The sequence below is a fragment of the Mesorhizobium sp. AA22 genome, assembly GCF_001672375.2.
Classification (GTDB): domain Bacteria; phylum Pseudomonadota; class Alphaproteobacteria; order Rhizobiales; family Rhizobiaceae; genus Mesorhizobium; species Mesorhizobium wenxiniae.
Map to the genome: position 1 here is coordinate 5,325,147 of NZ_CP048406.1, position 17,429 is coordinate 5,342,575.

Consider the following 17,429-nt stretch of genomic DNA (forward strand, 5'->3'; position numbering starts at 1 on the left):
CTTTCGGGCGGACGGCCTTTGTCGAAAAGGATCGGCGGGCTTGGCTTGGCGGCGACAGTGGCGGCCATGCCATGGCCGGTCTATTCGGGAGTCTTGGTCAACGGAGTGACCGAAGCCGCGGTTGCCACTGCTGTTCCGTCCTCCGCTCTGAGTTTCCCCTCGGCCGCGCCCGAGTTCGACATGATCGATCCGGGCACAACGTTGACCTCCCGACGCAAGGGAGAAGGCATACTGGCCGACGCATTGAAGGGTACCGTGGCCATCCTTTCCGAAGGCGCGGAACAGATCGTCATCGGCATGTCGGTGCACGAGTTCGGCGAATACAAGGTGTCGCAGTACATTGCCAGCGAGATTCTGCGTGCCGCCAAGGACACCCAATTTCCTGCCGATACCCTTTTCGCGATCGCCGAGAAGGAGTCCTCCTTCGACCTCAACAATCGCCCGCCTAAAGGGTCGGCACTTGGTCTTATGCAGTTCCTCGACCAGACATGGCTCGAGGCGGTGAAGAAGTACGGTGCAGAGTTCGGTCTGGGCGACGAAGCGGAACTGATCCGGATCCGCTTAGAGGGCAAGCGCGAACACCATTTCGTCGACGACAAGGCCGATGAACAGCGCATTCTTGAATTCAGGCGCGATCCCTATCTGTCGGCAGCACTTGCGGCCAAGAACCTTCTCGCGGCCAAGGAACGCATCGAAGCCCGTCTCGAGAAGGCCATGGACGAAAGGGATCTTTACCTCCCCCATTTCCTTGGCACCAACGGCGCAGCACAGCTCCTGTCGAACGCCGACGAGACGCCCAATGCCACGGCCAGCAAAATTTTCCCCAAGGCGGCGCGCTTCAATACCGCGATGTTCAGGGCCGAGGGAAAACAGCTCACCGTCGGCCAGTTCCACCAGCGCCTGCGCTCCTTCTTAGAAGCCCGCATCGGCAAATACAGCGATGTCGAAAGCCGCGTGAAAGAGGCTGACCTGTCCTGGACAGCCGGTATCGAGAATCTCGTCTACGATTTGGGCAAACGGCTGGCGTCGGCAATGCAGCGATAGCCAGCCAGGTATCGGGTTTTCACCACTAGGCGTGACCGGCCGCCAGGCTGAGATGCGCGAGGTCGATACCGATCGAGGCGAGAATCCGGTCGTATTTGCGCTCGATGTCGGTATCGAACAGAAGCTCCGCATTTGCCGGGCAGGTCAACCAACCGTTCTCGGCGATTTCGCTTTCCAGCTGACCGGCGCCCCAGCCCGAATAGCCGAGCGCCATCAGCGCGTGTCGGGGCCCGCGGCCCGACGAAATGGCGCGCAATATGTCGACGGTCGCGGTCAGGCAAATGTCGTCGGAGACGGCGAGCGACGATTCCACGCGGTAGTCGCCCGAATGCAGGACGAAGCCGCGGCTGCGGTCCACCGGTCCGCCGTTGCGCACGACGAAGTCGCGGGCCTGCGCGGGCAAGCGGATCGCCTCCTGTTCGTTCATGATGCCGAGCTGCACGAGCAGATCCGGAAACAGCATCTGCTGCGTCTGGTTGATGACCAGGCCCATCGCGCCCTCGTCGCTGTGCGCGCAAATGTAGATGACGGAGCGCGTAAAGCGGTCGTCCTTCATGCCGGGCATGGCAATCAGGAACTGGTCGTCGAGAAAGCCGCGTCCCGCAGCCATCTTCTTGTGGCGCAACAAGTCCATGAGAGGAGCGTAACGCGTTTCTGAAGCGCCGAAAAGATGCGCCGCGCGCGATTTGGTCGCGGATGTGCAGCTAAGGTCAGGCAAAGCTGTGCCCGAGGTCACGCAAGAGCTGTGCCCGAGGTCACGCAAAGGCTGTGCCCAAGGTCACGCAAATATGATTACAGCGACGCCATGAAGTCATTGCGCAGCCATGAACGGACGCTCAAATCAGCGCCATGCAAAGTTTGAAAGTCCTGCTGCTCAGCGCCGCTGTTGGATGTGGAACCGGCCTCCCTGCCGCAGCCTCCTCGTCGACCTGGTACAATAGCGAAGGCGGCAGAGTGCGGCTTGTGACCAGCGGCAAGCCCGACGAAGCCGGGCGCATCCATGGCGTCCTCGATATTGCGCTCAAGCCTGGCTGGAAAACCTACTGGCGCGATCCGGGCGACGCGGGCGTGCCGCCGCAAATCGATATCTCGGCCAGCACCAACATTGCCAACGCGACGTTTTCGTTTCCGCCGCCCCAGCGCCACGACGACGGCTACGGCAAATGGGCCGGCTACGACCATCCGGTTTCGCTGCCGGTGACATTCACGCTGTCGGCGCCGAACGAGCCGGCCGTCATCGATGCCGATATCTTTCTCGGCATTTGCGAGACGATCTGCATCCCGCTGCAGACGAAGCTGACCATCGATCCGGGCTCCGATCCGGACAATGCCGAAGACGCCGCTTTGGTGAAGGCGGCCCTTGCAACGCTGCCTGTGCCCGCAAGACCCGATTTCGGCGTCAATATCCTGCCGGGCGACCGCGAGACACTGATTGTCGAGGCGAGCTTTCCGGGCAGTCCCGAAGCGGCGGATTTCTTCGTCGCCGGCGAGCGGGATTACATGTTCGGCGTGCCGGCCCGCAGCGAAAAGGATGGCAAGCTGGTGTTTGCCGTGCCGATCCTCAACAGGCCGACGACGACACCGACGGATGGCGGACTTTACTACACGCTGACAACCGCGGCCGGCGCCGTCGAAGGCCTGCTGCCGTTTCCTTGATCCCGAGCAAAGGATGCTCAGGGCGAACATCCTTTCCCCAGCCTCTCCGACGGTTGCGGGGAACCGCTGAATTCGCTATCGCAAGGACACTTCCCTTCCATCTCTCAAGTGAGGACCTCGATGATGATTGCCGTTGGCGACAAGCTGCCCCAAGCGACCTTCAAGACGATGACTGCCGACGGCGCAAAAGCGATCACGACGGCCGAGATCTTCTCGGGAAAGAAGGTGGTGCTGTTCGCCGTTCCCGGCGCTTTCACGCCGACCTGCTCCAACAATCATCTGCCCGGCTATCTGGACAATTACGACGCCATCCTGGCGCGCGGCGTCGACACCATCGCCGTCGTCGCGGTCAACGATGTTCACGTGATGGGCGCCTGGGCCCGCTTCAGCGGCGGTGAAGGCAAGATCCTCTATCTTGCCGATGGCAACGGCGATTTCGTCAGGTCGATCGGCCTTGACGCCGATCTTTCCGGCGGCGGCATGGGGCTGCGCTCGAAGCGGTTTTCGATGATCGTCGACGACGGCAAGGTCACCGCGCTCAATGTCGAGACAAAGCCTGGCGTCGATGAATCCGGTGCGGCTCACATTCTCGGACAGCTTTCCGTTTTGGCGACAACATAGGCCAAGGTTTGCCACGGTCCTTTTGGCCTGACGATCACGCTTAGTCGAGCGCCGAGTGTCCAACCGGGCGTGCAAAGGACGCTCCAAGACTTCTGAGCCGCATGATCCCCAACAAAAACGGGTACCGGTTTTCGGGCTCGTGCGCTAGCTCTTCGGAGTTGCTTGCTTTCGGGGGACCTCAATGATGTTTGACCACTTCTGGCGCGCTGTGGCGATCGGCATCGGCGCCACGGCGCTCATGGACCTCTGGGCGATTTTCCTGAACATGGTATTTGCTCAGCCGCGGCCGAACTGGGGACTGGTTGGGCGCTGGGTCTGGCATCTCAGAGACGGCAAGGTATTCCACGACGATATCGGCGAGGCAGCACCCTACGCGCATGAATCGGCGCTGGGCTGGGCATTCCACTACTTTGTCGGCATCGTCTACGGCATCATTCTGGCCGTTTGGGCGGGAGCGGCGTGGCTGGCCGCGCCGACCTTCCTGCCGGCCTTCATTCTCGGCATCGTCACCGTGGGCGCCGGCTGGTTCCTGCTGGCGCCCGGCATGGGCGCCGGCTGGGCCGCATCAAAGCGCGCCAACCCGATGCAGATCCGCGCCCTCAACCTCGTGTCGCATACTGTGTTCGCGCTCGGACTTTTCGGCACGGCGCTGCTGATCCGTTAGCAAATTAATCGTCGCGGTGTTGCGCCAGCCTGTCGATCGGCCGCCATCCGTGGACAACGCGACGCGCGCGGATATCGTACGCGAAATAGTTCCCGCCGCCCGCTGGCTGATCCGCCTCGCGGCTGATCTCCCGCCCGCCGAGAGAAAGCAGCAGAAGCGTTCCGACACCTCCGTGGCCCACGAAAGCAACGTCGGCGGCGTCATCGGTGCCGAGCACAGTGTCTACCTCGCTCAGAATACGATGCTGAGCATCGATAGCCCGCTCCCATCCGCGAATGCTGCTGTATGGATTGGCGAAGAATTGGTCCGCGACCGCTTCGAACTCCGCAGGCGGTAGGAAACCGGTTGCCGATCGGTCATTCTCATGCATCCGTTCCCTCACCTCGACCTCAAGGCGGATATGCCTTCCGAGTATCTCGGCGGTTTCTACCGCCTTGCGTTCACCCGATGACACGATACGCCGGATCGACCGAACCCACGGCTGATCGAGCATTGCAGACGTTCTCGCTCGCCCGATGTCGGATAGCCCCCACTCTGGCACTGGAACGTTGGCATCGATCCGAACCTGGGGATGCGTGATGTAGTATGCGATCGGCATGATAGACTTCTTCCAGCCAGAGAGCGGACCCGCAGCCGGAATTCAATAACTCTGGGTCGAGCGCCGTGGCTTTGCGACCGCCGGCTGCTTCGACTGCGGGTCTGGCTTCGGCGTCGCGGTCTTGACGGGGCTTTTCTTGAACGGCGCCATGCCGAGCCGCGCCAGCTCGTCGGCACGTTCGTTCTCCGGATGGCCGGCGTGGCCCTTGATCCAGTGCCAGACGACCTGATGGCGGTTGCGCGCCTCGTCGAGTGCCTGCCACAGCTCGGCATTCTTCACCGGTTGCCTGGCAGCGGTCTTCCAGCCGTTGCGCTTCCAGCCGTCGATCCAGCTGAAAATGCCGTCCTTGACATAGTTGCTGTCGGTATAAAGATCGACGGCACAGGGTTCTTTCAGCGCATTGAGCGCCGAGATGGCGGCCAAAAGTTCCATGCGGTTGTTGGTGGTAGCAGCCTCGCCGCCCGACAGTTCTTTCGTGACGCCGTTGAAGCGCAGGACCGCCCCCCAGCCGCCAGGCCCCGGATTGCCCGAACAGGCACCATCGGTGAAGATTTCAACGCGCTTGGTCATGTCAGTCCATATTCGGAAGGAGATTTGATCGCCCGGTGAAAACGCATCCGCCTGATATATTCGGTCGGATCGCGTTTCACGACCAGCCCGCCATTGGCAACGGTCAGCCAGTCGTAAAGCCGGGTCAGCATGAAACGCAGCGCCGAGCCGCGTGCCAGGATAGGCAGCGCAGCTCTCTCCTCGCCGCTCAAGGGCCGCACGCTTTGGTAGCCGGCAAGTAGCGCCGTGCCCTTGGTCAGGTTGAAGGAAAAATCCTTCTCGAAGCACCAGGCATTGAGGCAGGTAGCGACATCGTAGGCGTAGAGATCGTTGCAGGCGAAATAGAAGTCGATCAGCCCGGACAGTTTTTCGCCGAGGAAGAAGACATTGTCCGGGAAAAGATCGGCATGGATGATGCCCTCCGGCAGGTCTTTGGGCCAGTTCCGCTCGAAATCGGCGAAGTCGGCATCGACCTCGGCCGCCAGTCCCGGCTCGACCTCGTCGGCGCGAAGGCGAGCGGCGCTCCACAGCTTGCGCCAGCCATCGATTGCAAGGGCATTCGGACGGGTCATCGGAAAGTCGGCGCCGGCAAGATGCAGTGCCGCCAGCGCCTTGCCGACCTCGCCGCAATGCGCTGATGTCGGCCGCCGCAGCGAAAGGCCTTCGAGAAAGGTGATGATGACGGCCGGCCGGCCGGCAAGCGTTCCGATGACGTCGCCATTATGCGCGGTCACCGGAAGCGGGCACGAAATGCCCTTTCTGGCGAGATGGCCCATGAGCCCCAGGAAGAACGGCAGGTCGGCCTTTTCGACGCGCTTTTCGTAGAGCGTCAGGATGTAGGAGCCGCTGGTTGTATGCAGCAGGAAATTCGAGTTCTCGGTGCCTTCGGCGATGCCCTTGTAGGACAGGAGATCGCCGACCGGATAGGCCTCCAGGAACGCGCCGAGCTCGCCTTCGTTGACGTCGGTGTAGACCGCCATGGGCTCTTCACGCGGCTCCGTTCACGAAGGCCATGTCGGCCGCCGTCAGTTCGACATCACGCAGGACCCGCATCACCGGAAAATCCTCGGTCTCTGTCGCCGTCACCGCCAGCTCGATCGTCACGTTGAAGCGCTGCCGGAATGCATCGATGATCTCGTCGACGATGATTTCCGGCGCGGACGCGCCTGCCGACAGACCGAGCGTCGAGATGCCGGCAATGTCAGTCCACGGGATTTCGGAGGCGCGCTGCACGAGAAGCGACATCGAGGCGCCGGCGCGCTCGGCCACTTCGACGAGACGCCGCGAATTGGAGGAGTTGGGGGCGCCAACGATCAGGAAGAGATCGGAGCCCGCGGCGGTCTCCTTGACCGCTTCCTGGCGATTGGTGGTGGCGTAGCAGATCGATTCCGCTGCCGCCGCATGCAAATCGGGAAAACGATCTTTAAGCACCCGAATGATGCCGGCGGTGTCCTCGACCGACAGCGTCGTCTGGGTGACGAAACCGAGCGCCTGCGCGTCTGCGGGCACCAAATTCGCCGCGTCGGCTTCGGTCTCGATCAAGGTGACGGCGCCGTCCGGCAATTGTCCCATCGTGCCGATCACTTCCGGGTGGCCGGCATGGCCGATCAGAAGCACATGGCGGCCGAGTCGCTGGTGGCGCATCGCCTGCTTGTGGACCTTCGACACCAACGGGCAGGTGGCGTCGAGATAGAAGAGGTTGCGCGCCTGGGCGTCCGCCGGTACCGACTTCGGCACGCCATGCGCCGAAAAGACGACCGGGCTCTGGCGATGCTCCGCCGGTATCTCGGAGAGCTCCTCGATGAACACCGCACCGAGGCTTTGCAGCCCCTCGACGACGTAGCGATTGTGTACGATCTCGTGGCGGACATAGACCGGCGCGCCGTATTTCTTCAGCGCCAGCACGACAATCTGAATGGCGCGGTCGACGCCGGCGCAGAAGCCCCGCGGCTGGCAGAGCCTTATCGTCAGCGGTGGCTTTGTGGTCGTGTGAAGCATGATTACCGGCCGGTTGGTCGTAGCATGAACTCAAGTCTTGAACTCAAGGCGCGAAATGAGGTGCGCACCCCTGCCCTGTCAAGGGCGCCGGTGCCGATCATTAGAGCGACGTGCGTCCATTTGGACGCACAAAGTACGCTCTAACACTTTTTATCTACGCATCGTGCTTTTCGAAAATCGATTCCGATTTTCGGGCCGATGCGTCTTTCGCCGGGCGGCGAAGCATGAAGATGAGGACGCCGGCAAGGGCAGCGGCAAGGCCGTACCAGGTTACGGCATATTGCAAATGGCTGTTCGGCAGGTCGATGATGGTAACGCCGCCGACCGGCAGCCCACCCGGGTTCGGGGTGGCGTCCGCGTCGATGAAGAACGGCACCAGCCCCGCGCCGGCCGGCAGACCGGCGCTGGCCGCCATGGCGTCGCGATCCTTCCAGTAGAAGATGTTCTTCTGCGGATCATTGTCGGGAAGCATCATCGAGGGCTTTGCCGGCAGCGGATTGCGGGCGAGCCCCGTCACCGTCACCTGGCCCGCACCCTGGCTTTGCGGGCGCTTGGCCGCGTCCTTGAGATCGTACGGTACGAAGCCGCGATTGATCAGAAGAACGCGGCCGTCCTCCAGTTGCAAGGGCGTGAAGACATCGAAACCCGACTGGCCTTCCCAGGTCGCGAAGAAATGTCGCTCGCCTTGATGCAGGAAAGTGCCTGATACCGTCACCGGCGTGTAGTCGACGTCGCCGGTGGAGGTGAACCGCTTTTCAACCTCGGCCAAAGGCACAGGCGCAAAGTGCGTGCGCTGGTCGATAGTCTGAATAAGACCCTCTTTCCAGTAGAGGCGCTGCACCTGCCAGGTGCCTAGCCCAAGCAAAATGAAGAACAGCACGAGGCCTAGGCCAAGCAGCAATGCCGTCTTTGGTCGCGAAAGGCCTGCCACTGAACCGGATGTCGTGCTCATTCGCCGAGGTCCAGCCTGCCCTCCGCCGCCTTGTTGCGGTATTGCAGCGTCAAGAGCACACCCTTGATCAGCCTGAGCGCGCCCAGGCAAAGCACCAGCGTTAGCGGTATCCACAACACGAGATGCAGCCAGAGCGGCGGGTTCAGCGTCACCTCCATCCACAGCGCCAGCCCGACGACGATGAAGCCGATGATCAGGATGACGAACACCGCCGGCCCGTCGCCGGCATCGGCGTAGGAATAGTCGAGGCCGCAATTGGCGCAGCGTTTGCCGACCGTGAGGAAGCCGGAAAACAGCGGTCCCTCGCCACAGCGCGGGCAGCGGCCGTGCAGGCCAGCCGAAATCGGATCGATTGGTGGCCAGATCGCCTTGTCGTTGCTCATTGCGATACCTTAGTGCCCTTCGCCCCAAAAGATAAGGCGGCCACGTCGCCGCAGCCGCCTCGTCGATTTCCTCAAGAAGATGTCAGTGGCCTTCAATGACCGCGCCGCTCGAGGCCCAGACATAGATCGACGCGAACAGGAACAACCAGACCACGTCGACGAAGTGCCAGTACCAGGCGGCCGCCTCGAAGCCGAAATGCTGCTTGGGCGTGAAATCGCCCTTGATCGCACGGACCAGGCAGACCAGCAGGAAGATCGTGCCGATGATGACATGGAAGCCGTGGAAGCCGGTCGCCATGAAGAAAGTGGCGCCGTAGATCGAATCCCTGAAGCCGAACGGGGCGTGAATGTACTCGTAAGCCTGCACCATGGTGAACAGCATGCCGAGACCGACGGTCAGCACCAGGCCGTTGATCAGCCCCTTGCGGTCGCCATGAATGAGCGCGTGGTGCGCCCAGGTCACCGTAGTGCCCGATAAAAGCAGGATGACGGTGTTGTAGAGCGGCAGGTGGAAGGGGTCGAGAACCTCGAGGCCCTTCGGCGGCCATACACCGCCGGTGAAGGCGGCGCGGGCGTATTGCTGTGCCTCGCCGGGAAACAGGCTGGCGTCGAAGAAAGCCCAGAACCAGGCGACGAAGAACATCACCTCGGAAGCGATGAACATGATCATGCCGTAGCGTAGATGCAGCGACACGACACGCGTGTGGTGGCCTTCATGCGCTTCCTTGATGGTATCCGACCACCAGGCGTACATCGTGTAGATAACGATCAAAAGGCCGATGAAGAACAGCCACGGATTGGCGATGTTGAAGCCGAAGATCGGGAAATCGCCGCCCTTGAGATACTGCATGTAACAGACGCCGCCGATCGCGGTGACCAGCGCGCCGACCGAGCCAAGGAACGGCCACGGGCTCGGGTCGACGAGATGGTAGTCATGTTGTGGTTTTGCGTGCGCGTCTGCCATATCAACCCCCGAGGCTTCGTTCGGTATGTGAAACTTTGTTGCTTGTGCCTTCGGCCGGCGCCGACGACGCGACCGGTTTGTTCTTCTCGTTCTTCTCGACCGGGAACATCGTGTAGGACAGGGTAATCGTCTTCAGGTCCTTCAGTTCCGGCGCATTGACGATGTCGGGATCTACATAGAACACGACCGGCATGTCCAGGGTCTCGCCAGGCTTCAACGTCGTGTCGGTAAAGCAGAAACACTCGACCTTGTTGAAGTAAGATCCCGCCAGTTCCGGCTGCACGTTGAAGGTCGCGCGGCCGGTAGTCGCCCGGACGAACTTGTTGGTCGCGCTATAATGCGCCTGCGCCGTCTCGCCTATCTTTATGGTGATCGAGCGGTCGACTGGCTCAAACTGCCATGGCACGCCGACTGTGTTGGCGTCGAAGCGGATGGTGATATCGCGATCGAGCACGCGGTCGGCATATTGCTGCGTTGCGCGTTTCACGGTGCCGCCGTAACCGGTCGCCTGGCAGAACATCGCGTAGAGCGGCACCGCAGCATAGGCCATGCCGATCATGCCGCCGAAAAAGGCGATGCAGACGCCGGCGACGATGCGGTTGGTGTTCCTCTTTTGAGGATGGGTCACTGTTTTGCGGTTCATCTTGAGCCTCACATCGTTCCGGTGAGGTTGTGACCGAACTTCACGACGGTCGCGATATAGAAGATGACGACAAGCACCGCCAGCGCCAGGCCGATGGCTACCGAACGGTTGCGCCGGGCCTTCTGCTGGCGCTCGGTCAGCGTGACGAGTTCAAGTTTCTTATCGGCCATGGTCATGCTCCGCCCATAGCCAGCACGCGCCCGACAACGCAGTCGGCAAGGTAGATGGCGAAGATGGCGAAGAGGTAGAGCAGTGAGTAGCCGAACAATGCCTTGGCCGGCTTCATCGCATGGTCGTCGTCCGCCATCTGCAGCACCTTCCACGCATACCAGACAAAGCCGGCACCGAGCAGCACCGCAAAGACCCCATAGGCGGGCGTGGTGAAACCGAGCGCCCATGGCAGCACGCCAACCGGCGCGAGGATCAGCGCGTAGACAAAGATCTGGCGTCGGGTCGAAGCCTGGCCGGCGACATTCGGCATCATCGGGATGCCGGCCCTGGCATAGTCCTCGGACTTGAAGAGAGCGAGCGCCCAGAAATGCGGCGGCGTCCACAGGAAAATGATCAGGAACAGGACGGCGCTTTCCAGGCTGACCGTTCCGGTCACCGCGGCCCAGCCGATCACCGGCGGAATGGCGCCGGCAGCACCGCCGATGACAATGTTCTGCGGCGTCCAGCGCTTCAGCCACATCGTGTAGACGACCGCATAGAAGAAGATGGTGAAGGCCAGCAGCGTCGCCGACAGCCAGTTGACAAGCACGCCGAGCGTCATCACCGACAGCACCGACAGCACCAGGCCGAAACTCAACGCCTCGCCCGGCCGGATGCGGCCGGCCGGCACAGGACGGCCGGCGGTCCTGGTCATCACCGCATCGATATCGGCGTCATACCACATGTTGAGCGCGCCGGACGCGCCAGCACCAATGGCAATAGCCAGGATGGCGATCACCGCCAGAAGCGGGTTGATGGTCACGGGGGCCGCGACCAAACCGACAAAGGCGGTGAACACCACCAGCGACATGACACGCGGCTTCAACAGGGCGAAGAAATCGCCCGCCGTTGCTTCCGACATGCGAAAGCCCGGTTCGTCAGTCAATGTGTCGTCGACAAGGGCCATGCGTACTTAGTCCATCATTCCGTTGGCCAAAACCGCCGGGCGGACCGGCGGTTCCGTATTCGCCCAGGCAGCCGCCTATTTGATCTTCGGCAGTTGTTCCCACTGGTGGAAGGGCGGCGGCGAAGGCAGCTGCCATTCGAGCGTCGTTGCACCCTCGCCCCATGGATTGGCGCCAGCTACCCGCTTCTTCTGGAACGCCTCGAACACGCCGTAGAGGAAGATGACCACGCCGACGGCGGAAATATACGAGCCGTAGGACGACACCATGTTCCAGCCGGCAAACGCATCCGGATAGTCGATATAGCGGCGCGGCATGCCGGACAAGCCGAGGAAATGCTGCGGGAAGAAGACGAGGTTGACGCCGACGAAGGTGATCCAGAAATGGGTGTTGGCGATGACAGGCGAATACATGTAGCCGGTCATCTTCGGGAACCAGTAGTACCAGCCGGCGAAGATGGCAAAGACCGCGCCCAGCGACAGCACATAATGGAAATGCGCGACCACGTAGTAGGTGTCATGCAGCGGGCGGTCGAGACCGGCATTGGCAAGCTGGACGCCGGTAACGCCGCCGACAGTGAACAGGAAGATGAAGCCAATCGCCCATAGCATCGGGGTTTTGAGCGAAATCGACCCGCCCCACATGGTGGCGATCCACGAGAATATCTTCACCCCCGTCGGCACCGCGATAACCATGGTGGCGAAGACGAAATAGCGCTGCGTGTCGAGCGACAGGCCGGTCGTGTACATGTGATGCGCCCAGACGATGAAGCCGACCGCACCGATCGCGACCATGGCATAGGCCATGCCGAGATAGCCGAAGATGGGCTTCTTCGAGAAAGTCGAGACGATGTGGCTGACGATGCCGAAGCCCGGCAGGATCAGGATGTAGACTTCCGGATGCCCGAAGAACCAGAACAGGTGCTGGAACAGGATCGGGTCGCCGCCGCCATCCGGCGCGAAGAAGGTGGTGCCGAAGTTGCGATCGGTCAAAAGCATGGTGATGCCGCCGGCCAGAACAGGAAGCGACAACAGCAGCAGGAAAGCGGTGATCAGCACCGACCAGGCGAACAGCGGCATCTTGTGCAGCGTCATGCCAGGCGCGCGCATGTTGAAAATGGTGGTGATGAAATTGATGGCGCCGAGGATCGACGACGCGCCGGCGATGTGCAGCGACAGGATCGCAAGGTCCATCGCCGGTCCCGGCTGGCCCGACGTCGATAGCGGCGGATAGATCGTCCAGCCGCCGCCGACGCCGTAGGCGCCAGGCGCACTCGGCACGAAGGCCGAGATAATCAGCAGGATGAAAGCCGGTGGCAGCAGCCAGAACGAGACGTTGTTCATGCGCGGGAAAGCCATGTCGGGCGCACCGATCATGATCGGCACCATCCAGTTGGCGAAACCGCCGATCAGCGCCGGCATGACCATGAAGAAGATCATGATCAGCGCATGCGCAGTGGTGAAGGCATTGTACATGCTCTTGCCGCCATCGAGCGCGGCGTCGGCATTCAAGCCGTAGACCATCTGCGCCAGGCCGGTGAAAATCTGGATTCCCGGCTCCTGCAGTTCCATGCGCATGACGACCGAAAGGGCACCGCCAACGCAGCCCGCCATGATCGCGAAGATCAGATAGAGCGTACCGATATCCTTGTGGTTGGTCGAATTCACCCACCGGACCCAGCCATGATACGGCTTATGGTCGTGATCGTCGTGAGCTGCAGCGTCTGCCATGTTCGGCTCCGTTCCCTGATCTTTTCTGGTCGCGGCATCAGTTGCCGGCGGCCGCTACCTTGTCTTTGCTGTCGACCTCGGCCATCAGCGCCTTGTTGGCGCCGGGAAGGTCGGTGCCGGCTGCCGCCAGCCAGGTCTTGTACTGGGCGTCGGAGACGACGCGGATCGCGATCGGCATGAAGGCATGGTCCTTGCCGCAGAGCTCCGAACACTGGCCGTAATAGAGGCCTTCCTTTTCCGCCTTGAACCAGACCTCGTTGATGCGGCCCGGAACCGCGTCGGTCTTGATTCCGAAGGATGGCATGGCAAAGGCATGGATCACGTCCGCCGCCGTCACCAGCACCCGGGTCATGGTGTTGACTGGCACCACCATCTCGTTGTCGACGGCGAGCAGGCGCGGATAAACGCCGCGATCCTCCTTGCCAGCCGCCGCGCGGTCAGAATCCGCCAGGATCGCGGAATTGAAGGAAAGCGTGTTTTCGGTCTGGTATTCGTAGTCCCAGTTCCACTGGTTGCCGGTCGCTTTAATGGTCAGCTTGGCTTCTTCCGGCGGTGTGTATTGCGCGGTCAGGAGCTGAAACGAAGGGATGGCGAGACAGAGCAGCACGACGACCGGCCCAACCGTCCAGATCACCTCGATCAGCGTGTTATGGCTGGTGCGCGACGGGATCGAGTTGACGCTGGCACGGAATTTCAAGATGCAGTAGGCGATAAGCGCGAGCACGAAGAGGGTGATCGGCACGATGAACCATAGCGTGTAGTGCTCGAACCAGGCGATCTGCCGCATCATGTCGGTGGCGGCGGGCTGGAAGGTCATTTCCCACGGCGCAGGCTGGGCCGCATGGGCGGATGCGCCGGTGAACAATGTGGCGGCAGCCCAAGCGCTCGCTAGGAGTTTGGCGCCTGCTAGGAATTTTCTCATTGCCGTCATTATCTCCCAGTTCCTCGCGATCGGGACCGCAAGAATATCGAACAACGCCGGGACGGGAATCCCGGACAGTCCCGAGGCTGGTTCAAACCATACTCTATTTGCCTCCGCAAGAAAGGAGCGGAGGAAACCGTGCGGCATTTTTGCGCGCAAGCGCGGCTGCGCATTTTGGCGGCGGCCGCGGCGGTGGCGGATCGCGGAAGCCCGAGCGGCGGACTGTCCTGGCAAAATGCGCCGGGCTGTCGCAATTCGGGCGAATTTGGCACGGAAAAGCGCACAATTGCCTTGGTCGAGGCAGGCCGGAAGTGGTCTCATCCTTTACTTGCCCTTGGCGCGGCTTAAAGTGCCGTGATTCGCATTGGAGCCGTCATGAACTCTTGGCTGTGGGAACTTGGGCTTTCGAGACTTGGGCTTTCGAGAACCTTGGCGAACGTCATCTTTCTCGCCGCGGTGTCTAGCGTTGGCCTGTCTGGCGTCGGCCTGTCCAGCCAAGCCAAGGCTGCACAGCCAAGCGGCAAGGTGCGGTCGACGCATGGCGCGTGGTCGATCATCTGCGACACGCCGGCCGGCGCCACATCGGAACAATGCGTGATGATGCAGAACGTCGTCGCCGAGGACCGTCCAGAGATGGGGCTTTCCGTCGTCGTGCTGCGCACCGCCGACAACAAGGCTGAAATCCTGCGCGTGCTGGCGCCGCTCGGCGTGCTGCTGCCCAACGGGCTCGGCCTCAATGTCGATGGCAAGGACATCGGCCGGGCCTATTTCGTGCGCTGCTTCCAGGACGGCTGCTACGCCGAGGTCATTCTCGAAAAGCCGCTGCTCGACACGCTGAAGACCGGAACGTCAGCCACTTTCATTGTCTTCCAGACGCCGGAGGAAGGCATCGGCATCCCGGTCGAGCTCAAGGGTTTCGCCGACGGGTTCGCCGCCCTGCCTTGAGAACCGGTCAGAACCAAGATCCGAGAAAGCGATTGTGACTGGCCTTTGGCGATGACAATGGTCATCGTCGATTGTCTGGGCGCACGTTCGCGCCTACATCGTGAGGACAACCTCTTTCCACGGACGGACCTGCCATGAACAGCCTGATCGGCCAATTCGACATTTCCCACGATCGCATCAAACAGATCGTCGCCGAGACCATCAACGGCGCCGACGACGGCGAGCTATTCCTCGAATACAGCGAAAGCGAAGCGCTGATGTTCGACAATGGACGGCTGAAGACCGCCAATTTCAATACCGACCAGGGTTTTGGGTTGCGTGCTGTCGCCGGGGAAGCGAGCGGCTACGCACATTCCAGCGATCTTTCCGAAGCATCGCTGCTGCGCGCGGCCGACGCCGTCTCGACGGTGAAGGGCGGTTATTCCGGCACGCTTGCCGCGGCACCCGCCCGCACCAACCGCCATCTCTATGGCGACGAGAACCCGATCCCCTCGCCCTCCTTCGAGGCCAAGGCCAAGCTGCTTCAGGAAATCGATGCGTGGCTGCGAGCCGAGGATCCGCGCGTGCGACAGGTGACGGCTTCGCTCGCCGCCTCCTGGCAGCATGTCGAGATCGTGCGTGCCGACGGCCAGATGGTGCGCGACATCCGCCCGCTGGTCAGGATCAACGTGTCGGTGGTGGTGGGCAACGGCGACCGCCAGGAGAGCGGCTCCTACGGCATGGGCGGACGCAAGGCGTTTGGCGAATTCCTGGTCGAGGAGAGCTGGAAGCACGCGGCCAAGGAGGCGCTGCGGCAGGCGCTGGTCAACCTCGAAGCGGTCCCGGCGCCCGCCGGCACCTTCGACATCGTGCTGTCGAGCGGCTGGCCGGGCGTCATGCTGCACGAAGCCGTCGGCCACGGGCTGGAAGGCGACTTCAACCGCAAGAAGACATCGGCCTTCGCCGGACTGATGGGCCAGCAGGTGGCCGCGAAGGGTGTCACCGTCGTCGACGACGGCACCATGGCCGAACGGCGTGGGTCGCTGACCGTCGATGACGAAGGCACGCCGTCGGCCCGCAACGTGCTGATCGACGACGGCAAGCTTGTCGGCTATATGCAGGACCGCCAGAACGCCCGGCTGATGGGCATGGAGGCCACCGGCAACGGACGGCGCGAAGGCTATGCGCACCAGCCGATGCCTCGCATGACCAACACCTACATGACCTCAGGCGATATGCAGCCGGACGAAATCATCGCGTCGGTCAAGAACGGCATCTATGCCGTCTCCTTCGGCGGCGGCCAGGTCGACATCACCTCGGGCAAGTTCGTGTTCGGCTGCACCGAGGCCTACATGATCGAGAATGGTAAGGTAACGCAGCCGATCAAGGGCGCCATGCTGATCGGCAACGGGCCGGATGCCATGCATCGGGTTTCGATGATCGGCAACGACATGAAGCTCGACACCGGCATCGGCATGTGCGGCAAGGCCGGCCAGGGCGTGCCGGTCGGCGTCGGCCAGCCGCATCTCAGGATGAACCAGATGACGGTCGGCGGCACACGGGTTTGATAGACCGGCCGCGCCAGCTATTGTGGTCGCGAAAACCGGTCCCTCTCGGCCGCTGCCGCCCGCGATCCTTGGCAAGTGACTGTAAGGGTGGCGGGAACCGCCAGAGCGGCGTGCAAGAAGCATAGCCGCCTGCCGGCCAGTTTCGAACTGCCCTACAGCCACGAAGCCGGGGTTTTCGGCAAACGATGGTCGGGATCGATGACCTTCAGACGCGGTGCGTTGTTCTCGTTCCATCGCCAGAGGGCGACGCATGTGCCCCCCGGCGACATGAAGGACGGGTAGATCACGCCGTGCTGCCCATCGGCAATCAGGCGATCTCTCAGCGTGTGCGTCTCAGGCACCAGGCCTTGATCCATGATGTCGCGCCATTCGCATCGGTGAATGTCTGCCGTCACGCCGAGCTTGGTCAGCACATCAGCGTCCGTCAGGTCGGCCAGCCGCGCGCCTGAAAGTTCGAGCTGCGCAATCAGCGCCGGATGCTGGACAAAGCCCTGGTTGTACTCCGCCCAAGCGGTGGATAATTCCCGCGCAGCATAGATGGTCGGGGTGCCCACCGGATTCCAGCGCCCGCCAAAGCGGGCCGCTCCTTCGCCGGAAAGCGGGAGATGCGCCCAACGCGGCACGAAGGCACGCCATAGGCTCAGCCTGCTGTCAGGCATAGATGCCGGAGCGGACTGCCTCCAGATAGGCAAGCACCTTGTCCGTCTTGCCCTCTCGAACGAGATCGTAGGCGGTCTTTCCCGCCCAGCCGGGGATCGGCTGATGCTTGAACCAGATCGCCGCACGCTGTTCATCGCCGGCCATCTCGCCTGCCATCGCCAGGATACGGACAATCGGACTCAATGCAGCATCGACCTTGCGCGCGCCGGTCTTGGCGGCAAGCGTGTTGCGCGCGACGCCGATCAGGCCCGCCAGTTCGGTCAGATTGACGCCCAGCAATTCAGCCACCCGTCTTGCCGAAAGAAATGGCGTCCGTTCCTCGCCAAAGCGCGAGGCTCGAATTTCGAGAGCTGCGGCATTCATGGTATCACCCTAGCACGTTTTGAACAGCATGTGATAAAAATATGCTCATTTTGCGCGCAATTCAAGTTCAAAAAA

21 protein-coding genes are annotated in these 17,429 nt (G+C 61.9%); 6 read left to right on the plus strand and 15 right to left on the minus strand.

What is annotated here, in order from left to right; translation table 11 throughout:
* Nucleotides 1–45 precede the first annotated feature (45 nt).
* Nucleotides 46–1,044 carry a transglycosylase SLT domain-containing protein gene (locus tag A9K68_RS25435; protein WP_163603072.1) on the plus strand — a complete coding sequence of 333 codons (999 nt, stop codon included), beginning with the start codon at nucleotides 46–48 and terminating at the stop codon, nucleotides 1,042–1,044.
* Between the two features lie 25 nt (nucleotides 1,045–1,069).
* Here the strand turns inward: A9K68_RS25435 and A9K68_RS25440 are convergent, their stop codons facing one another.
* A complete protein-coding gene (locus A9K68_RS25440) occupies nucleotides 1,070–1,678 on the minus strand; it encodes a YqgE/AlgH family protein (protein ID WP_023799312.1) in 609 nt (202 codons plus the stop codon).
* Between the two features lie 215 nt (nucleotides 1,679–1,893).
* Between A9K68_RS25440 and A9K68_RS25445 the strand changes: the two genes are divergently transcribed.
* From A9K68_RS25445 to A9K68_RS25455, 3 genes are all read left to right on the plus strand, one after another.
* Nucleotides 1,894–2,700 (plus strand): protein-disulfide reductase DsbD domain-containing protein, encoded by an 807-nt coding sequence (locus A9K68_RS25445; protein WP_065006231.1) that lies wholly within the window; start codon nucleotides 1,894–1,896, stop codon nucleotides 2,698–2,700.
* A gap of 120 nt (nucleotides 2,701–2,820) precedes the next feature.
* Nucleotides 2,821–3,321 carry a peroxiredoxin gene (locus A9K68_RS25450; protein ID WP_065006230.1) on the plus strand — a complete coding sequence of 167 codons (501 nt, stop codon included), beginning with the start codon at nucleotides 2,821–2,823 and terminating at the stop codon, nucleotides 3,319–3,321.
* Nucleotides 3,322–3,505: 184 nt separating this feature from the next.
* Nucleotides 3,506–3,985, plus strand: a complete 480-nt coding sequence (locus tag A9K68_RS25455) for a DUF2938 domain-containing protein (RefSeq protein WP_065006308.1) — start codon at nucleotides 3,506–3,508, stop codon at nucleotides 3,983–3,985.
* Between the two features lie 4 nt (nucleotides 3,986–3,989).
* On the opposite strand, the gene A9K68_RS25460 is transcribed toward A9K68_RS25455, so the two are convergent.
* The 12 genes from A9K68_RS25460 to coxB form a co-directional block, all read right to left on the minus strand.
* Nucleotides 3,990–4,583 carry a histidine phosphatase family protein gene (locus A9K68_RS25460; RefSeq protein ID WP_065006229.1) on the minus strand — a complete coding sequence of 198 codons (594 nt, stop codon included), beginning with the start codon at nucleotides 4,581–4,583 and terminating at the stop codon, nucleotides 3,990–3,992.
* Nucleotides 4,584–4,625: 42 nt separating this feature from the next.
* Complete coding sequence (rnhA, locus tag A9K68_RS25465) at nucleotides 4,626–5,153, minus strand: ribonuclease HI (RefSeq protein ID WP_065006228.1); 528 nt, start codon at nucleotides 5,151–5,153, stop codon at nucleotides 4,626–4,628.
* Nucleotides 5,150–6,112: a homoserine kinase gene (locus A9K68_RS25470; RefSeq protein ID WP_065006227.1), complete on the minus strand. Its 963-nt coding sequence runs from the start codon at nucleotides 6,110–6,112 to the stop codon at nucleotides 5,150–5,152. Before A9K68_RS25470 ends, rnhA begins: the two co-directional genes overlap by 4 nt.
* Nucleotides 6,113–6,119: 7 nt before the next feature.
* The gene (gene ispH / locus A9K68_RS25475) at nucleotides 6,120–7,130 is read right to left on the minus strand and encodes a 4-hydroxy-3-methylbut-2-enyl diphosphate reductase (protein WP_029355631.1); all 1,011 of its coding nucleotides are present in this window, start codon (nucleotides 7,128–7,130) and stop codon (nucleotides 6,120–6,122) included.
* Nucleotides 7,131–7,284: 154 nt separating this feature from the next.
* The gene (locus A9K68_RS25480; RefSeq protein WP_065006226.1) at nucleotides 7,285–8,082 is read right to left on the minus strand and encodes an SURF1 family protein; all 798 of its coding nucleotides are present in this window, start codon (nucleotides 8,080–8,082) and stop codon (nucleotides 7,285–7,287) included.
* A complete protein-coding gene (locus tag A9K68_RS25485) occupies nucleotides 8,079–8,465 on the minus strand; it encodes a DUF983 domain-containing protein (protein WP_065006225.1) in 387 nt (128 codons plus the stop codon). Before A9K68_RS25485 ends, A9K68_RS25480 begins: the two co-directional genes overlap by 4 nt.
* An 82-nt stretch (nucleotides 8,466–8,547) precedes the next feature.
* Nucleotides 8,548–9,429, minus strand: coding sequence for a cytochrome c oxidase subunit 3 (locus A9K68_RS25490; RefSeq protein ID WP_065006224.1), 882 nt, complete (start codon nucleotides 9,427–9,429; stop codon nucleotides 8,548–8,550).
* A gap of 1 nt (nucleotide 9,430) precedes the next feature.
* Nucleotides 9,431–10,072, minus strand: coding sequence for a cytochrome c oxidase assembly protein (locus A9K68_RS25495; RefSeq protein WP_065006307.1), 642 nt, complete (start codon nucleotides 10,070–10,072; stop codon nucleotides 9,431–9,433).
* 8 nt (nucleotides 10,073–10,080) lie between these two features.
* Entirely contained in the window at nucleotides 10,081–10,242 is a 162-nt protein-coding gene (locus A9K68_RS25500) for a hypothetical protein (protein WP_077381685.1), read from the minus strand.
* A 2-nt stretch (nucleotides 10,243–10,244) separates the two neighbouring features.
* Entirely contained in the window at nucleotides 10,245–11,189 is a 945-nt protein-coding gene (locus A9K68_RS25505) for a heme o synthase (RefSeq protein WP_065006223.1), read from the minus strand.
* Between the two features lie 75 nt (nucleotides 11,190–11,264).
* The gene (gene ctaD / locus A9K68_RS25510) at nucleotides 11,265–12,917 is read right to left on the minus strand and encodes a cytochrome c oxidase subunit I (protein WP_029355618.1); all 1,653 of its coding nucleotides are present in this window, start codon (nucleotides 12,915–12,917) and stop codon (nucleotides 11,265–11,267) included.
* 37 nt (nucleotides 12,918–12,954) lie between these two features.
* Nucleotides 12,955–13,839 (minus strand): cytochrome c oxidase subunit II, encoded by an 885-nt coding sequence (coxB, locus tag A9K68_RS25515; RefSeq protein WP_029355617.1) that lies wholly within the window; start codon nucleotides 13,837–13,839, stop codon nucleotides 12,955–12,957.
* 375 nt (nucleotides 13,840–14,214) lie between these two features.
* On the opposite strand from coxB, the gene A9K68_RS25520 reads away from it, so the two are divergent.
* Together A9K68_RS25520 and tldD are read left to right on the plus strand one after the other, a co-directional pair.
* Nucleotides 14,215–14,784 carry an invasion associated locus B family protein gene (locus A9K68_RS25520; protein WP_065006221.1) on the plus strand — a complete coding sequence of 190 codons (570 nt, stop codon included), beginning with the start codon at nucleotides 14,215–14,217 and terminating at the stop codon, nucleotides 14,782–14,784.
* Nucleotides 14,785–14,918: 134 nt separating this feature from the next.
* Complete coding sequence (gene tldD / locus A9K68_RS25525) at nucleotides 14,919–16,331, plus strand: metalloprotease TldD (protein ID WP_065006220.1); 1,413 nt, start codon at nucleotides 14,919–14,921, stop codon at nucleotides 16,329–16,331.
* Between the two features lie 152 nt (nucleotides 16,332–16,483).
* On the opposite strand, the gene A9K68_RS25530 is transcribed toward tldD, so the two are convergent.
* Both A9K68_RS25530 and A9K68_RS25535 read right to left on the minus strand, forming a co-directional pair.
* Entirely contained in the window at nucleotides 16,484–16,990 is a 507-nt protein-coding gene (locus A9K68_RS25530) for an RES domain-containing protein (protein WP_065006219.1), read from the minus strand.
* Complete coding sequence (locus tag A9K68_RS25535) at nucleotides 16,983–17,354, minus strand: antitoxin Xre/MbcA/ParS toxin-binding domain-containing protein (RefSeq protein WP_029355607.1); 372 nt, start codon at nucleotides 17,352–17,354, stop codon at nucleotides 16,983–16,985. Before A9K68_RS25535 ends, A9K68_RS25530 begins: the two co-directional genes overlap by 8 nt.
* Nucleotides 17,355–17,429: the final 75 nt, after the last annotated feature.

Excerpts from the sequence above, each read along its gene's own strand:
- A9K68_RS25440 (WP_023799312.1), bottom strand. The coding sequence starts at position 1,678 with ATGGACTTGTTGCGCCACAAGAAGATGGCTGCGGGACGCGGCTTTCTC.
- A9K68_RS25445 (WP_065006231.1), top strand. The coding sequence starts at position 1,894 with ATGCAAAGTTTGAAAGTCCTGCTGCTCAGCGCCGCTGTTGGATGTGGA.
- A9K68_RS25450 (WP_065006230.1), top strand. The coding sequence starts at position 2,821 with ATGATGATTGCCGTTGGCGACAAGCTGCCCCAAGCGACCTTCAAGACG.
- A9K68_RS25455 (WP_065006308.1), top strand. The coding sequence starts at position 3,506 with ATGTTTGACCACTTCTGGCGCGCTGTGGCGATCGGCATCGGCGCCACG.
- A9K68_RS25460 (WP_065006229.1), bottom strand. The coding sequence starts at position 4,583 with ATGCCGATCGCATACTACATCACGCATCCCCAGGTTCGGATCGATGCC.
- rnhA (WP_065006228.1), bottom strand. The coding sequence starts at position 5,153 with ATGACCAAGCGCGTTGAAATCTTCACCGATGGTGCCTGTTCGGGCAAT.
- A9K68_RS25470 (WP_065006227.1), bottom strand. The coding sequence starts at position 6,112 with ATGGCGGTCTACACCGACGTCAACGAAGGCGAGCTCGGCGCGTTCCTG.
- ispH (WP_029355631.1), bottom strand. The coding sequence starts at position 7,130 with ATGCTTCACACGACCACAAAGCCACCGCTGACGATAAGGCTCTGCCAG.
- A9K68_RS25480 (WP_065006226.1), bottom strand. The coding sequence starts at position 8,082 with ATGAGCACGACATCCGGTTCAGTGGCAGGCCTTTCGCGACCAAAGACG.
- A9K68_RS25485 (WP_065006225.1), bottom strand. The coding sequence starts at position 8,465 with ATGAGCAACGACAAGGCGATCTGGCCACCAATCGATCCGATTTCGGCT.
- A9K68_RS25490 (WP_065006224.1), bottom strand. The coding sequence starts at position 9,429 with ATGGCAGACGCGCACGCAAAACCACAACATGACTACCATCTCGTCGAC.
- A9K68_RS25495 (WP_065006307.1), bottom strand. The coding sequence starts at position 10,072 with ATGAACCGCAAAACAGTGACCCATCCTCAAAAGAGGAACACCAACCGC.
- A9K68_RS25500 (WP_077381685.1), bottom strand. The coding sequence starts at position 10,242 with ATGGCCGATAAGAAACTTGAACTCGTCACGCTGACCGAGCGCCAGCAG.
- A9K68_RS25505 (WP_065006223.1), bottom strand. The coding sequence starts at position 11,189 with ATGGCCCTTGTCGACGACACATTGACTGACGAACCGGGCTTTCGCATG.
- ctaD (WP_029355618.1), bottom strand. The coding sequence starts at position 12,917 with ATGGCAGACGCTGCAGCTCACGACGATCACGACCATAAGCCGTATCAT.
- coxB (WP_029355617.1), bottom strand. The coding sequence starts at position 13,839 with ATGAGAAAATTCCTAGCAGGCGCCAAACTCCTAGCGAGCGCTTGGGCT.
- A9K68_RS25520 (WP_065006221.1), top strand. The coding sequence starts at position 14,215 with ATGAACTCTTGGCTGTGGGAACTTGGGCTTTCGAGACTTGGGCTTTCG.
- tldD (WP_065006220.1), top strand. The coding sequence starts at position 14,919 with ATGAACAGCCTGATCGGCCAATTCGACATTTCCCACGATCGCATCAAA.
- A9K68_RS25530 (WP_065006219.1), bottom strand. The coding sequence starts at position 16,990 with ATGCCTGACAGCAGGCTGAGCCTATGGCGTGCCTTCGTGCCGCGTTGG.
- A9K68_RS25535 (WP_029355607.1), bottom strand. The coding sequence starts at position 17,354 with ATGAATGCCGCAGCTCTCGAAATTCGAGCCTCGCGCTTTGGCGAGGAA.